The sequence below is a fragment of the Mycobacterium asiaticum genome (assembly GCF_001673315.1).
Classification (GTDB): domain Bacteria; phylum Actinomycetota; class Actinomycetes; order Mycobacteriales; family Mycobacteriaceae; genus Mycobacterium; species Mycobacterium asiaticum_B.
In genome coordinates, this window is sequence record NZ_LZLQ01000029.1 from 20,333 (window position 1) to 35,356 (window position 15,024).

Consider the following 15,024-nt stretch of genomic DNA (forward strand, 5'->3'; position numbering starts at 1 on the left):
GCACCACATTTACGGGTAAATGAGAAGAAATACACTTGGTGCCGGGTGGCGCGGGGCGCGACCATCTATCTACCGCATCCCGCCGCCCCAGGAGCTACCGCAAATGTCCGACCTACCCGCAGACACCCACGTCGACGTCCTCATCATCGGCGCCGGCATCTCCGGAATCGGCGCCGCGTACTACCTGCAGCGCGAACACCCGGGACGCAGCTACGCCATCTTGGAGGCGCGCGGCGCCACCGGCGGCACCTGGGACCTGTTCCGCTACCCCGGCATACGTTCAGATTCTGACCTGCACACTTTCGGCTACGAGTTCAAGCCGTGGCGCGACGACCATGCCATCGCAACGTCCGACAAAATCCTGGCCTATCTGCGCGAGACGGCGGCGGACAACGGCATCGACGACCACATCCGGTTCCACCACAAGGTGCACGGCGCGGCATGGTCGAGCGCGGACGCACGCTGGACCGTCGACGTGGAGCGCACGGACGTGAACGGGCGCACGCAGATCAGTGCCAACTGGCTTTTCTGCGCCGGCGGCTACTACCGCTACGACGAGGGCTACACACCGCACTTCGAGGGACGTGACCGGTTTACCGGGCAGATCGTGCACCCGCAGCACTGGCCGGAGGACCTCGACTACACCGACAAACACGTCGTCGTGATCGGCAGCGGCGCGACCGCCGTGACCCTGCTGCCGGCGATGGCCGAACGGGCCGGGCACGTCACCATGCTGCAGCGCTCGCCGACCTACATCATGCCGGTTCCGTCGAAGGACCTCTTTGCCAACGCGGCCAAGAAGTTGTTCGGGGACAAGCTCGGTTACGCGCTGGCGCGGCGCAAGAACATCGGCCAGCAGCGCGCGGTGTACCAGTTCTGCCAGAAGTATCCGGCCCTGGCCAAGAGGATCATTCGGAGCGTCAACGCCAAACGGCTGCCTGAGGGGTACCCCGTAGACGAGCACTTCAGCCCGACCTACAACCCGTGGGATCAGCGACTGTGCGCCGTGCCCGACTCCGATCTGTTCCGGGCGATCAGCGACGGCAGCGCGTCAGTGGTCACCGACCGGATCGACACCTTCACCGAGACCGGCATCCTGCTGCAATCCGGTCGTGAACTCGATGCTGACATCATCGTCACCGCAACGGGTTTGAACATGCAGGCGTTCGGCGGGATCTCGCTGACCGTCGACGGCGCGCCGGTCAACCTGCCGGACCGAGTGGCCTACAAAGGCATGATGCTCTCCGACGTGCCCAACTTCGCATACGCCATCGGCTACACGAACTCGTCGTGGACGCTCAAGGTCGGCTTGCTCTGCGAGCACTTCTGCCGGCTACTTGCCCACATGGACGACCACGGCTACGACACCGCGCGACCCGTGCTCGACGACCCGGACATGGAAACCCGTCCGTTCATGGACTTCTCGGCCGGCTACGTCCAACGCGTCGTCCACCAGCTACCCCGGCAGGGCACCGGACAACCGTGGCTGACGTCGATGAGCTACCACGCCGATGTGAAATTGCTGCGCGAGAACGGCGTGGCTGACCCGGCGTTACGGTTGACCTCTTCGGCCGACGTGCGTCCTCGGGTCGCGCTACCGGCATAATCGTCGGGTGAGCGCGGCAGTCCTGTGGGCAATCATCGCCGTTGTCGAATTCGCCGGCTTGCTCGCCGTGGGAATCGTGCTCGTCGTCTCGCGTCGCCAACTCAGCGGAGCACGAAGCGCGTTGGCGCGCAGCCGGTTAGAGGGTCCGCGCCGTCGTCGTCGACGCCCCGGCGTTGCGCCCAGCGCGGTCAAGACGGTCTGGCGGACGGCGGACTCCCTGATCAATAAGGGACTGGGCGCCACGGTGCGCAACTCCGTCGAGGACCTCGCGGGCTGGGCAAGGGTGGAGCGTCCCGACCTCGCCAGGATGGCAGCGGACGGCAATGTGGTGATCGCCTTCTCCGACATCGAAGGGTCCACCGAACTCAACGAGGAACTCGGCGACCGAGGCTGGGTGAAGCTGCTGGAGCGCCACAACAAACTAATCTCCAAACAGGTCGATGATCATGGCGGCCACGTGGTGAAAACCCAGGGCGACGGCTTCATGATCGCGTTCCCGGATCCCCGCAAGGCCGTGCTCTGCAGCATTGCCGTGCAGCGTGCTCTGCAAGCCGACCCGTTGCGATTCAACGACATTCGGGTGCGTATCGGCGTGCACATGGGCAGTTCAGTGCGGCGCGGAGACGACCTTTTCGGGCGCAATGTAGCGATAGCGGCGCGGGTCGCCGGACTGGCCGACGGCGGCGAGATCCTGGTCAGCGAACCGGTTCGCGACGCGATCCAGACAACGCCTGAAATTGTGCTTGAAACCCCGCGCGACGTCGAGCTCAAAGGTATCCGCGGCACCCACCAGGTGTACCCGGTGTCGTGGTCGACGCGCGAGGATTAGCGGGCCTGCCGTCGGCTCGGCCGCCTGTGCGCTGGTGGTACGGTCGCGGCGACATCCGTGCCGGCACATGAGACGGAGAATCCTGCCACCATGTGGATCACCATCCTGGTGATGGCCATCGCGGTGAGCCTCGAACCGTTCCGGATCGGGATGACGGCGTTGATGCTCAACAGGCCCCGGCCGATGCTGCAGTTGCTGGCGTTCCTCTGCGGAGGTTTCGCGATGGGAATCACGGTAGGCCTGGTCGTCCTTTTTGTGTTCCGGCGGCGGCTCGCCTCGTCCACGTATCTCACGCTGCCCAGGGTTCAACTCATGATCGGCGGGTTGGCTCTGCTGCTCGGCGCGATCCTGGCCGTCAATTTTTTGGTCGCTCGAGTGAGGACCGAGCCAAAACCCGGCGCGCTCGCCAGCGGGATCAGCTCTCTGAGACCGGTGATCTGGCTGAGGCAACTTCTCAATGGACGTTCGCTGTGGGTCGCGGCGGTGGCGGGCCTGGGGTCCGCGCTCCCGTCGGTGGATTATCTGGCTGCGTTAGCCGTCATCCTGGCCTCTCGCGCGCCCGCGACGACACGGGTCGCGGCACTGCTGGCTTTCAACGTGACGGCCTTCGCCTTCGTTGAGATTCCTCTGGTCGCGTACCTGTTGGCTCCCGACGCAACGCGCCGAGGGGTGGCAACGCTGAACCGTTGGATCCGATCGCGCCGGCGCTTCGAAGTCGCCATCTTGCTGTTCGTGGTCGGCGGGGTACTGGTCACTGCCGGTATCGCGGGTGGGTGATCGACCAACCGGTGCGGGCGGGCATGAAACGCGGAAGGGGCGGGTACGCCCGCACGGTGCCTCTTCCCTATGTCGACCCCGAGCGACGCACCTCGGCGCTGGCTCGCCTCGGCGGCGTGTTCGCGCGGTCCAGGGCCGGCCAGCTGTTCGCGAAATATGTGGCCGCCAAGACTGACCCGTTGCTCAGCCGGGTCTTCCGCAACAGGCTCAATTGGGGATCGTTGGTGGCGCCGTCGGCAACACTGACGATGAGTGGTGCCAAAACCGGTGAAAGCCGCCAGGCCCAGGTGGCGTATTTCCACCAGGGCCCCGATGTGATCCTGGTTGCCTCCAATTTCGGTTCGGATCGGAACCCGCAGTGGTACCACAACCTCAAGGCCAATCCCGCCTGTGACCTGGGCGGCGAACACTTTGAGGCGGCAGAAGTAACCGACGGGTCCGAGTATCAACGGCTCTTTCGGTTGGCCGAGCGTTCCTATGGTGGCTATCGCGATTATCGTGGAAAGACCGCCGCCGAGGGCCGCCGGATCCCGATCTTCCGGCTTTGCCCGGTCCCATAGGCGCATCCGACAGCGAGATAAGGCAAGGTTTTTCGTGCTGAAACCACTAACAGTCGCGGCCTGTGTAGCGGCCGGAGTGGCGAGCTCGGCCCTGGTGACGATCCCATCTGCCGCGGCCCAACCCTGCCCCGACGTCGAGGTGGTGTTCGCTCGGGGGACCAGCGAACCCCCCGGCGTCGGGGGCATCGGCGGCTCATTCGTCGACGCGCTGCGTTCGAGGGTGGGTGGCAGGTCGATGAGCGTGTACGCGATCAAATACGCGGCAAGCAGCGACTTCGGTAATCCGGACTTCCCGAAAACCTTCGTCGACGGTGTCCGCGACGCCACTTCGCACATCCAGTCGATGGCAACTTCATGCCCCCGCACTCGCGAGGTTTTGGGTGGCTTCTCCCAAGGCGCGGCAGTCGCCGGCTACGTCACCTCGTCCTCCGTGCCCGAGGGCGTCCCCGCAGCATCCGTTCCACAGCCCCTGTCGGCGGACGTCGCGGACCACATCGCCGCAGTCGCCCTGTTCGGAACGCCGTCACAGAAATTTCTGAGCCATCTCAACGCGCCGCCGATTGTGATCGGTGGGACCTATCAGTCCAAGACGGTGCAACTGTGCGCTCCCGGGGACGGGATTTGCGGTACCGGCAACGACCCCGCGGCGCACGCGTCGTACGGGGTGAACGGGATGACCAGCCAAGCTGCGGATTTCGTGGTGGGCCACCTGTAGTCGGCCGGCCCCGTCGTACCGACCGAAACGTCAACTGCCTTTTCGAGTTTGAACGACCTTACGCGCGAGGTCTACGAGCTTGTGGTTGGACTGTTGGGACAGTCGTCGTAGCAGGTCGAAGGCGGCGAAGGCATCGACGTCATAGCGCTCCATGAGGATGCCTTTTGCTTGACCAATCAGATCGCGAGTGCTCAATGCATCGTGAAACTGGTCTTCCGCAGCTACGCCGAACAAGGCCACTGACGCGTGCTGGGCGAGTAGTTCACCCGTGAAGACAGACTCGTCGGTGAACGCGCCGGCGTCATCGCCGTACAAGTTGAGTGCACCGAGGTTCTTGTGGGTGACGAACAGTTGGAAAGACAGGAGGCTTCGCGCGCCCAACTCGAATGCCGCGCTACAGAAATTCGGCCAACGAGTTTCTGTCGCCATGTCATTGATGACGACCGTGCGGTGCTCACGCAACGCGCTCAAGCACGGTCCCTCATCGACTTCGGACTGCAAGGTGTCGAGCCTGGTCACCCGGGGACTACTTGGGGCGCGGGCTTCCACGTTGCGGCCTTCAATCAACGAAATGCCTGCCCAACGGGTACCCGGCACGATGGCGACCGCACCTTCCACGATTGACGCGAGTGTCGCCTCCGTATCGATCTGATTCTGCATATCGATGGCGAGCCCACCCAGCACATGTGCCAAGTCCATCTCGTCCGTGCCGTCCATCTCTACGACAGTAAGCCCTTGCGACGGCGGCCTGTGGTGCTGCTTCGTGCGCCCTCGGCGCGACTCGAACGTGCGACCTAGGGATTAGCCAGGTAGGACTTGCCGATTGTCAATTCGTCAGCCGTTGTTTAACGCCGCCGTGGCCAGAGCAGGTGCCCGAGCTGTGCGTGCTGAACGAGTAATCGCCATCGCGACAAATTGCCGTCGCTCCCGGAGGAGCGCTCCCACCTCCACCCAGGATGCCCGAGCTTGAGCCTGGCACACCGCCTCCGCCCGGGGATGGGCGAGGAATGCACTGCCCATCAGAGTTCTCGTAGTAACCGCTGCCGCAACCAGCAAGAACGGTCAACTCGCCGCCCGAGGTGACCACTGGCGCCCCGGCCAGCACCCCTACCGCAACAGCTGCTACGGCGATCAAAATTCGAACGCGCATGCCCCACCCACAAAGTGATCTTGAAATTGGTTTAGGCCCCCCGACCCGAAGGAGACGTTAGCGGCTAGCTCACGTGGAAGTGCGGGATTCGTCAGAAGTCATGAACATCTGTTGCCGCGCCAACGCAACTCGATCGCGGCCGCGTTGACAGTGCGCGGCGCTACGCGAAGTTCAGCTTCCGGGGCTCGAAGCGGTAGCGGAAAAGATTGTCCACCGACGGTAACTCCCAACTGCCGTAAAGGCGCGGCAACTCCGGCAGATCCCGCATCAGGTAGTTGGGCGTGATCGCCGGTGTATACCGCACGGCCTTGCGCTCGATGCTGACCTGACGCAGTCCATGTGACGCCATGTGGTTCATGATTTTCATGGCGAATCGGGTGGATGCCTCGGACCGCTGCGTCCAGGCCGAGTGCCACACCCCGACGGGCTGGAAGTAGTTCGGCACTCCGCCCATCATGATGCCCTTGTAGAAGTTGATCCCGGCGGTGTCGACGCTGACGCCGTCCACGAGCAGCTCGAATTGGACGAAGTCCAGCTGGAAACCGGTAGCAAGGATGCAGACGTCACACGCCAGTTCTTCACCGCCGGCCAGGACGATTGATCGGACGCTGAAGCGCTCGATGGTTGCCGTCTTCACCCGCACCGCCCCACGACGTACCGCGTCCTTGAACCCAATCGCCACTGGAATGCGCTGCTCCCACGGGGAATAGGACGGCGAAAAGTGCTCCTTGAGTTCTGCGGGGCTGACCGTGCCCGTCCAGTGCTTGCGGAAGTACCAGCGCGCGATCCGCGGAAAGGTGCGGAAGCCGACGAAAATTGCGTCGTCACGTGCCTGTAGGTAGGCGCGCAGCACTCGCATCGGAAATGCGAAACCCCGAGTGTGAAGGGACTGGCACAACCGCATGAACACGGTGGCCCGATTGTCGATCTCGTAGATGTAGGACGGCGACCGTTGCAGCATGGTCATGGACCTCGAGACCCGCGCCAATTCCGGCGCGGCACAGATTGCGGTAGAGCCGCTGCCCACCAGCACTACATGCTGGCCGGGGAAACGGCGCGCCGCATCCAGGTCGAACGTGTGGACAATTTCGCCGACGAAGCTGTCGGTGCCCGAGAAGGTCGGCACGTAGGGCAGCGAAAAGTAGCCGTTGCCGTTGATCAGGAACTGCGAGCGAAAGCTGCCGCGATCGGTGTGCACCACCCAGCACTGGGTGTCGGTGTCGAACGACGCCGAGATGACGCGGGTTTCGAAGCGAATGTGCTCCAGGATGGAGAACTCCTCTGCGACCGAGCGCAGGTAGCGGTGGATATCCTCGCGATCCAGCAAACACTGCCGCGAAGAGTGCGGCTTGAAGCTGTAGGAGTACTTGACGAAGTCCGAATCGCACCGCGCGCCGTGCCAGCGCTGCGTGTACCAGGTCCCGCCGAGGTCGTCGTTGGCCTCGAGTACGACGTAGGGAAACCCGTTGGCACGCAAGTAATAGGCTGCGCCGATCCCGGTGATCCCGGCGCCGATCACCACGACCGTGGTGTCCTGCACAGGCGTCACACCCATGTGGACCTCCCCGTGGTCGACCGAGCCGGCGCTCAGCAACCTGCCAGGCAGTAATAGACCGAACCGGACTTCGCTCAAACATGCGTGACCTAGGGATTAGTAGGTGTCCTACCTGGCGCTTTGCGCTTGCGCCCACCTTGGCAGCGCGTCGCTAGCCCAGCGAGGCCGGTCACTTCGCACTGGCCGACGGTGGTGGGGCGGTGGTATCCGTAGGTACCGCGACGGGCGGCGAGGGCTGGTGTACAAGATGTGGACACCGCCGAAAGTTTCCGCCCGCAGCGCAAACGCTTGGCCGAATAAGCAAAGCGCTGGCTGCCGCTTGATGTGCCCCCGGCACGACTCGAACGTGCGACCTAGGGATTAGAAGGCCCTTGCTCTATCCACCTGAGCTACGGAGGCAATGCGCAGGTCAGTCTATCCAACGACCAAAATCTTGAGCGCCACCGCGACAACACACGCGCGAAAAGTGTTTGGGAGACCCAAAAACGGGTTATTGTGTGAGCCTCGACACACGTACAACATTGGCCGGTAATCGGCCGTTAACCGCAACGAGGCGTGTGCCTGACGTCGAGGGGTGGACCTAGTTATGTGCTTGTCCAGTGTGACTTCGCGGTGCTCGCGGGTCGGTGCTGAGGCGCTACGCCAGGGTGCTCAAATGGCGGCCGACGCCAAAGACACCTACCGTGCCGGCGCCCTGTTGCTGCGCGGATCGCCCTTCGCCGCCGGGTGGATCGCCGGGTGGCTCGCCACCGAATTCCCCCCGCATGTGGTGACCGGGCACGCGTTGTGCCGGGTAGCGCCCACATCGATCAATCGGGTGGGCACCAACTGGGCGGCGCAGCGGGCCGATCTGGCGCTCACCTCGGCGCTGGAGGAGTCCTTCGGACCCAGCTTCCGCGAGCAGGTGCAGCACCCGACCACCGACCCGTCTGTCATGCGCCGCAGCCGGCTGCCCAGGCCCAGGCCGGGGCCGCACCGCCGATACGCGGCCAAGACGTCCAACATCTCCTACGGGCCGGGTGGCACCGAGCATTTGCTCGACATCTGGCGCCGTCCCGATTTAGCGCCGGGTCACCGGGCGCCGGTTTTGATCCAGGTCCCCGGCGGTGCTTGGAGCGTCAACGGCAAGCGACCGCAGGCCTACACGTTGATGAGCCGGATGGTCGAACTCGGCTGGATCTGCGTGTCGATCAATTACAGCAAGAGTCCGCGCGCGAAGTTCCCCGCGCACATCATCGACGTCAAGCGGGCCATCGCGTGGGTCCGCGAGAACATCGGCGACTACGGCGGCGACTCAGACTTCATTGCCATCACGGGTGGGTCAGCGGGCGCGCACCTGGCGTCCCTGGCCGCGCTGACTCCCAACGACCCGAAGTTCCAACCGGGCTTCGAGCGCGCCGACACCACAGTCCAGGCGGTGGCGCCGTACTACGGGGTGTACGACTTCACCGACTTCGACAACATGCACGAATTGATGCTGCCGTTCCTCGAGCAGTTCGTCATGAAAACTCGCTACGACCGCGAACCGGAGCGCTTCATCGAGGCGTCGCCGGTTTCCTACGTGCACGGCGAGGCCCCGCCCTTCTTCGTGTTGCACGGCGAGAAGGACGAATTGGTCCCCAGCGGCCAGGCGCGGGCTTTTTGCGCGGCCTTGCGCGCAACCGGAGCGCCGATGGTCGCCTACGCCGAACTCGCCAACGCCCACCACGCGTTCGACATCACGCCCACGGTCCGTTCCCGGCTGGCCGCTGATGCCGTCGCGGACTTCCTGGGTGTCGTGTACGGGCGGCGGGAAAGCTCGCTGCTTGATTCCATGGCGCTGTCCGCAATCCCGGCCAGCTGATCTTTTACGCGCTGCGAGCTGAGCCTCGCAATGTTGCTGAGCTACAACATGCCTTGCCATCTGACGGCCGTGCTGTGGCGCCGTGCGTGCATCCTCGCTTTCACCACCGCCGGAACCGGACTAGCGTTGGGTTGGCATTCTGGTGGCGAGCCCGATAGCAGGAGGATGGATCAGCAGTGAGAGGGTTGACGTGCCGATTTGCCCGGCTCGCGAGAGGTCTTGGCAATGGCTGAATCCGGCGGGGCGGTGAAGCTGCCCGACGAGCTGGGACCGGTCGACTATTTGATGCACCGGGGCGAGGCCAATCCGCGGACCCGGTCGGGAATCATGGCTCTGGAAATCCTGGACAGCACACCCGATTGGGACCGTTTCCGGACCCGCTTTGAGAATGCCTCACGAAAGGTGTTGCGGCTGCGACAGAAGGTCGTCGTGCCGACCTTGCCGACGGCGGCGCCCCGCTGGGTTGTCGATCCCGACTTCAACCTCGACTTCCACGTGCGACGCCTGCATGTCAGCGGTTCGGGCACCTTGCGCGAGGTCTTCGATTTGGCGGAGGTGATGCTGCAGTCGCCACTGGACATCTCTCGGCCGCTGTGGACGGCCACCCTGGTCGAGGGTTTGCCCGACGGCAAGGCGGCAACGTTGCTGCACCTGAGCCACGCGGTGACCGACGGCGTGGGTGGCGTCGAGATGTTCTCCGAGATTTACGACCTGGAGCGCGACCCCGCTCCCAAGCCGGTCCCGCCGCAGCCCATTCCGCAGGATCTGACCCCCAATGATCTGATGCGCCAAGGCCTTAACCACCTCCCGATCGCGGTCGTCGGTGGCGCGTTGGGCGCTCTGACCGGTGCGGTGTCCGTCGCCGGCCGAGCGGTGTTGGACCCGTTGTCCACGGTCTCGGGCATCGTCGGCTACGCCATGTCCGGCGCGCGGGTGATGAACCGGGCAGCGGAACCGTCGCCGCTGCTGCGCCGGCGCAGCCTGACCACCCGCACCGAAGCGATCGACATCCGCCTGTCAGACCTGCACAAGGCGGCGAAAGCCGGTGGCGGTTCGATCAACGACGCCTACCTCGCGGGGCTGTGTGGTGCCCTGCGTCGCTATCACGAAGCCCTCGGGGTGCCGATCAGCACGCTGCCCATGGCGGTACCGGTCAATCTGCGGTCCGACGGCGACGCGGCCGGTGGAAATCAGTTCACCGGCGTCAATCTGGCGGCGCCGGTAGGGACCGTAGATCCGGTAGCGCGCATGAAGAAGATTCGGGCCCAGATGACGCAGCGCCGCGACGAACCCGCGATGAACATCGTCGGGTCCATGGCGCCGGTGCTCAGCGTGTTGCCGACGGCAGTGCTCGAAGGCATCAGCGGATCGGTGATCGGTTCTGACGTGCAGGCCAGCAACGTCCCGGTGTACCCAGGGGATACCTTTATCGCGGGCGCAAAAGTATTGCGTCAGTACGGTATCGGGCCTCTGCCCGGTGTGGCCATGATGGTCGTGCTGATCTCCCGCGGCGGATGGTGCACCATCACGGTGCGCTACGACAGGGCATCGGTGCGTAAAGACGAACTGTTCGCCCGGTGCCTGCTGGAGGCGTTCGACGAAATCCTCGCGCTGGCCGGGGATCCGCCACCACACGCCGTGGCCGCGTCGTTCGAGGCGGAGTCTGGCGCTCGATCGGTGGCGGGCTCGTGAGCGCCGACCAGCAGGACGCCGGAACGCGCCAGCAGCCCAAGGACCTACGGTTGCCTGGTTCGGTGGCCGAGATCATGGCCAGCCCACCGGGACCCAACGTCGGCGCTTTCTTCGACCTGGACGGAACACTGGTAGCCGGCTTCACCGCCGTCATCCTTACCCAGGAGCGGATACGCCGCCGCGACATGGGGGTGGGGGAGTTGCTCAGCATGATCTCCGGGGCGCTGAACCACACGTTGGGTCGCATCGAGTTCGAGGACCTCATCGGCAAGGCATCGATGGCACTGGCCGGCCGGCTCCTCACCGACTTGGACGAGATCGGCGAACGGCTGTTCAACCAGCGGATCGAATCCCGGATTTATCCGGAGATGCGGGAACTGGTGCGCGCGCACGTCGCACGCGGCCACACGGTGGTGCTCAGCTCTTCAGCTTTGACAATCCAAGTCAACCCCGTCGCGCGCTTCTTGGGCATCACCAACACGCTCACCAACAAATTCGAGGTCAACGAAGACGGACTACTCACCGGCGGGGTGATCAAGCCAATCCTGTGGGGACCGGGCAAAGCGGCTGCAGTGCAACAGTTTGCGGCCGAACATGACATCGACCTCAAGGAGAGCTACTTCTACGCCGACGGTGACGAGGACGTCGCCCTGATGTATCTGGTCGGCAACCCCAGGCCCACCAACCCCGAGGGCAAAATGGCCGCCGTCGCCAGGCGACGTGGCTGGCCGATCCTGAAATTCGAAAGCCGCGGCGGGGTCGGTTTGCAGCGGCAGATCCGCACCCTTGCCGGGTTCACTTCGATGTTCCCGATAGCCGCCGGCGCGGTGGGAGTCGGTCTGTTGACCCGCAACCGGCGCCGAGGAGTGAATTTCTTCACGTCCAACTTCTCCCAGACGGTGCTGGCCACAGCGGGAGTGCACCTGAACGTCATCGGTAGAGAAAATTTGACCGCGCAGCGCCCAGCGGTATTCATCTTCAACCACCGCAACCAGGTGGACCCGATTATCGGCGGTGCGTTGATTCGCGACAACTGGGTTGCCGTGGCCAAGAAGGAACTTGAGAAAGATCCGATCATGGGCACGTTAGGCAAGGTGCTGGAGGGTGTATTCATCGACCGCGACGATTCCGCCGCTGCGGTGGAGACGCTGCACACTGTCGAAGAGCGCGCGAAGAACGGACTGTCAATCCTGATGGCGCCAGAAGGCACCCGGCTGGACACCACCGAAGTCGGACCCTTCAAGAAAGGGCCGTTCCGAATCGCGATGACGGTCGGCATACCGATCGTTCCGATCGTGATCCGTAACGCGGAGATCGTCGCGTCCCGAAATTCCTCAATAATCAACCCGGGCACGGTCGACGTCGCGGTGTTCCCACCTATCTCGGTGGAGGACTGGACGCTGGACACGTTGCCGGACCGCATCGCCGAGATCCGCCAGCTCTACCTGGACACCTTGGCGCAGTGGCCATTAGACGAGTTGCCCGATATCGACTTGTACAGCAGGGAACCCGTGAAGGGTCCGGCCAAGAAGGCTCCGGCTAAGAAGGCGGCTGCCGAGAAGGCTCCAGCCAAGAAGGCGGCTGCCAAAAAGGGTCCGGCCAAGAAGGCTCCGGCTAAGAAGGCGGCTGCCGAGAAGGCTCCAGCCCAGAAGGCGGCTGCCAAAAAGGCTCCGGCCAAGAAGGCTCCGGCAAAGAAAGCGGCGAAGAAGGCGCCCGGCAAAACCACGCCGCGGACGACGCCCAATATCACCCCGCACGAATCCACTGTCGACATGAAACATGATGTCCACCTTGACGATGACACGGTGCTGAGCAACGGCGAGGCACAGCAAACCAGTCCGGACCAGGTCGACGCCATCGACCCGTCGGCCCCTAAGCCCTGAGGGCGCCGTGACCCAGCCGGCCGCCTACACCAGCGCCGTTTTGACCGCCGAGGATGCACTGGTGCTTGCATCGATGGATACATCCGTCGAGATGCAGTTGATTACGGAGTGGTTGGAGCAGCAACGAGCTCACCACCCGCAGACCACATTCGACGTGGTGAAGTTGCCGCCGGACAATGCGCCGCCGAGCAGTCTGACTGCACTGGTCGAGCAATTGGATTACGACAGCGACCGTTCGATCGTGCCCGTGCGGGTGTTCTGGCTACCGACCGCCGATCGGAGCAGGGTGGCGAAGGTGGCCGCCCTCCTTCCCGGCCGAGATCCCTACCATCCCAACCAACGTCAGCAGCGTCGCATTCTTCGCACCGAACCGTGGCGAGCCCGCGTGGTGGCCGGCGAGTCCGCCCGAGCGTCCGAACTCCGCCAGCAATGGCGTGACACCACCATTGGTGAAAACACCGAGGAATTCGCCCAATTCGTCACTCGTCGGGCGTTGCTGGCCTTGGCCCGCGCGGAATATCGGATCTTGGGGCCACAGTACAAGTCTCCCCGTCTGGTCAAGCCGGAAATGTTGGCCTCAGCGCGTTTCCGCGCCGGATTGGCAGCCATACCCGGCGCCACCGTGGAGGAAGCCGGCAGGATGCTCGACGAACTCGCGACCGGCTGGAGCCAGGCCTCGGTGGACGTCATCTCAGTCCTCGGCCGGCTTCTCAGCCGCGGTTTCGATCCCGAGTTCGACTACGACGAGTACCAGGTCGCGGCGATGCGAGCCGCGCTGGAAACACACCCGGCAGTGCTGCTGTTCTCGCACCGCTCCTATATCGACGGCGCGGTGGTTCCAGTGGCCATGCAGGACAACCGATTACCGCCGGTCCACATGTTCGGTGGCATCAACCTGTCCTTCGGCATCATGGGACCCCTCATGCGTCGGTCAGGGACGATCTTCATTCGGCGCAACATCGGTGACAACCCGCTGTACAAGTATGTGCTCAAGGAATACGTGGGTTACATCGTCGAAAAGCGATTCAACCTGAGCTGGTCCATCGAAGGCACCCGGTCGCGCACGGGCAAAATGTTGCCGCCCAAACTCGGCCTGATGAGCTACGTCTCTGACGCGTATCTGGATGGCCGGAGCGAAGACATTCTGCTGCAGGGTGTTTCGATCTGCTTCGACCAGTTGCATGAGATCGCCGAATACGCAGCCTACGCACAGGGTGCCGAAAAGACACCGGAAGGCTTCAGCTGGCTCTACAACTTCATCAAGGCCCAGGGAGAGCGCAGCTACGGCAAGATCTACGTCCGCTTCCCCGAAGCAGTTTCGATGCGGCAGTATCTCGGCCCGGTGAATGGCCCATTGGCCAATGATGAAAGCGCCAGACGCCTTGCGCTGCAGAAGATGTCGTTTGAGGTCGCATGGCGGATCCTGCAGGCAACCCCAGTGACGGCGACTGGCCTGGTATCGGCCCTGCTGCTCACCACCCGCGGGGTGGCACTCACACTCGATCAGTTGCACCACACCCTGCAAGATTCGTTGGACTACCTGGACCGCAAGCAAACTCCGGTATCCACCAGTGCGCTGCGATTGCGCTCGCGTGAGGGTGTGGGTGCGGCCGTGGACGCATTGTCCAACGGGCACCCCGTTACTCGGGTGGACAGCGGCCGTGAGCCGGTGTGGTACATCGCCCCCGAAGACGAACATGCCGCGGCGTTCTATCGGAACTCGGTGATCCACGCGTTCCTGGAGACCTCGATCGTCGAGCTGGCGCTGGCGCACGCCCAGCACGCCGAAGGCGATCGGGTCCAGGCGTTTTGGGCGCAGGCGATGCGCCTGCGAGATCTGCTGAAGTTCGACTTCTACTTCGCCGATTCAGCTGCGTTCCGCGTCAACATTGCCGAAGAGATGGCTTGGCACCAGGATTGGGAAGCCCAGGTCGCCGCCGGCGGTGACGCGATCGAGAGAATGCTCTACGCCAAGCGGCCGTTGATGTCCGAAGCGATGCTGAGGGTGTTCTTCGAGGCCTACGAGATCGTCGCCGACGTGCTGCGGGATGCGCCGGCCGACATCGGCCAGAAGGAATTGACGGATCTGGCGCTCGGGGTCGGTCGCCAGTATGTGGCACAGGGACGGGTCTGCAGCAGCGAATCGGTGTCTACGCTGTTGTTCGCAACCGCCCGTCAGGTCGTGGCCGACCAGGACCTGATCGCGCCGGCTCCAGACCTCATCGAGCGCCGGATTGCCTTCCGGCGGGAACTGCGCGGCGTACTGCGCGATTTCGATTACGTCGGTCGAATCGCGCGCCAACGGTTCGTTGAACGCGAGGCGAACGCGCGTCGGCAGCGCGCGCAAGCGCAGTTGGAGCCAGGGAGCGCCGCGCCGGTCTGACCGCTCTCATCCACAGTTGCGAATCGGTCCA

The 15,024-nt window shown here is 63.9% G+C and carries 12 protein-coding genes and 1 tRNA gene; 9 read left to right on the top strand and 4 right to left on the bottom strand.

Features of this window, described 5'->3' with window-relative positions:
• Positions 1–103: 103 nt before the first annotated feature.
• The 5 genes from A5636_RS05225 (at position 104) to A5636_RS05245 (ending at position 4,487) form a co-directional block, all read left to right on the top strand.
• Entirely contained in the window at positions 104–1,606 is a 1,503-nt protein-coding gene (locus A5636_RS05225) for a flavin-containing monooxygenase (RefSeq protein WP_065157644.1), read from the top strand.
• Between the two features lie 7 nt (positions 1,607–1,613).
• A complete protein-coding gene (locus A5636_RS05230; RefSeq protein WP_065157645.1) occupies positions 1,614–2,435 on the top strand; it encodes an adenylate/guanylate cyclase domain-containing protein in 822 nt (273 codons plus the stop codon).
• A gap of 90 nt (positions 2,436–2,525) precedes the next feature.
• Positions 2,526–3,212: a GAP family protein gene (locus tag A5636_RS05235; protein WP_065157646.1), complete on the top strand. Its 687-nt coding sequence runs from the start codon at positions 2,526–2,528 to the stop codon at positions 3,210–3,212.
• Positions 3,209–3,772, top strand: coding sequence for a nitroreductase family deazaflavin-dependent oxidoreductase (locus A5636_RS05240; protein WP_253900503.1), 564 nt, complete (start codon positions 3,209–3,211; stop codon positions 3,770–3,772). The genes A5636_RS05235 and A5636_RS05240 overlap by 4 nt, the downstream gene beginning before the upstream one ends.
• A 37-nt stretch (positions 3,773–3,809) precedes the next feature.
• Positions 3,810–4,487, top strand: coding sequence for a cutinase family protein (locus A5636_RS05245; RefSeq protein ID WP_065157672.1), 678 nt, complete (start codon positions 3,810–3,812; stop codon positions 4,485–4,487).
• 30 nt (positions 4,488–4,517) lie between these two features.
• On the opposite strand, the gene A5636_RS05250 is transcribed toward A5636_RS05245, so the two are convergent.
• The 4 genes from A5636_RS05250 to A5636_RS05260 form a co-directional block, all read right to left on the bottom strand.
• Positions 4,518–5,204, bottom strand: a complete 687-nt coding sequence (locus A5636_RS05250; protein ID WP_065157647.1) for a GAF and ANTAR domain-containing protein — start codon at positions 5,202–5,204, stop codon at positions 4,518–4,520.
• Between the two features lie 109 nt (positions 5,205–5,313).
• Entirely contained in the window at positions 5,314–5,637 is a 324-nt protein-coding gene (locus tag A5636_RS25285; RefSeq protein WP_081287615.1) for a DUF3761 domain-containing protein, read from the bottom strand.
• Between the two features lie 160 nt (positions 5,638–5,797).
• Positions 5,798–7,192, bottom strand: coding sequence for a flavin-containing monooxygenase (locus A5636_RS05255; RefSeq protein ID WP_155763619.1), 1,395 nt, complete (start codon positions 7,190–7,192; stop codon positions 5,798–5,800).
• Between the two features lie 325 nt (positions 7,193–7,517).
• A tRNA-Arg gene (locus A5636_RS05260) sits at positions 7,518–7,591 on the bottom strand.
• Between the two features lie 187 nt (positions 7,592–7,778).
• Between A5636_RS05260 and A5636_RS05265 the strand changes: the two genes are divergently transcribed.
• The 4 genes from A5636_RS05265 to A5636_RS05280 all read left to right on the top strand — a co-directional run bounded on the left by A5636_RS05265 (position 7,779) and on the right by A5636_RS05280 (position 14,993).
• Positions 7,779–9,035, top strand: a complete 1,257-nt coding sequence (locus A5636_RS05265; protein ID WP_065157649.1) for an alpha/beta hydrolase — start codon at positions 7,779–7,781, stop codon at positions 9,033–9,035.
• Between the two features lie 225 nt (positions 9,036–9,260).
• Complete coding sequence (locus A5636_RS05270; RefSeq protein WP_065157650.1) at positions 9,261–10,727, top strand: WS/DGAT/MGAT family O-acyltransferase; 1,467 nt, start codon at positions 9,261–9,263, stop codon at positions 10,725–10,727.
• Between the two features lie 74 nt (positions 10,728–10,801).
• Positions 10,802–12,610: an HAD-IB family hydrolase/lysophospholipid acyltransferase family protein gene (locus A5636_RS05275; protein ID WP_253900505.1), complete on the top strand. Its 1,809-nt coding sequence runs from the start codon at positions 10,802–10,804 to the stop codon at positions 12,608–12,610.
• A 7-nt stretch (positions 12,611–12,617) separates the two neighbouring features.
• Positions 12,618–14,993: a glycerol-3-phosphate 1-O-acyltransferase gene (locus tag A5636_RS05280; protein ID WP_065157652.1), complete on the top strand. Its 2,376-nt coding sequence runs from the start codon at positions 12,618–12,620 to the stop codon at positions 14,991–14,993.
• Positions 14,994–15,024 lie beyond the last annotated feature (31 nt).

Coding starts and splice junctions, on each gene's coding strand:
- A5636_RS05255 (WP_155763619.1), bottom strand. CDS start 7,192: ATGGGTGTGACGCCTGTGCAGGACACCACGGTCGTGGTGATCGGCGCC.
- A5636_RS05225 (WP_065157644.1), top strand. CDS start 104: ATGTCCGACCTACCCGCAGACACCCACGTCGACGTCCTCATCATCGGC.
- A5636_RS05265 (WP_065157649.1), top strand. CDS start 7,779: ATGTGCTTGTCCAGTGTGACTTCGCGGTGCTCGCGGGTCGGTGCTGAG.
- A5636_RS25285 (WP_081287615.1), bottom strand. CDS start 5,637: ATGCGCGTTCGAATTTTGATCGCCGTAGCAGCTGTTGCGGTAGGGGTG.
- A5636_RS05275 (WP_253900505.1), top strand. CDS start 10,802: ATGGCCAGCCCACCGGGACCCAACGTCGGCGCTTTCTTCGACCTGGAC.
- A5636_RS05270 (WP_065157650.1), top strand. CDS start 9,261: ATGGCTGAATCCGGCGGGGCGGTGAAGCTGCCCGACGAGCTGGGACCG.
- A5636_RS05250 (WP_065157647.1), bottom strand. CDS start 5,204: ATGGACGGCACGGACGAGATGGACTTGGCACATGTGCTGGGTGGGCTC.
- A5636_RS05235 (WP_065157646.1), top strand. CDS start 2,526: ATGTGGATCACCATCCTGGTGATGGCCATCGCGGTGAGCCTCGAACCG.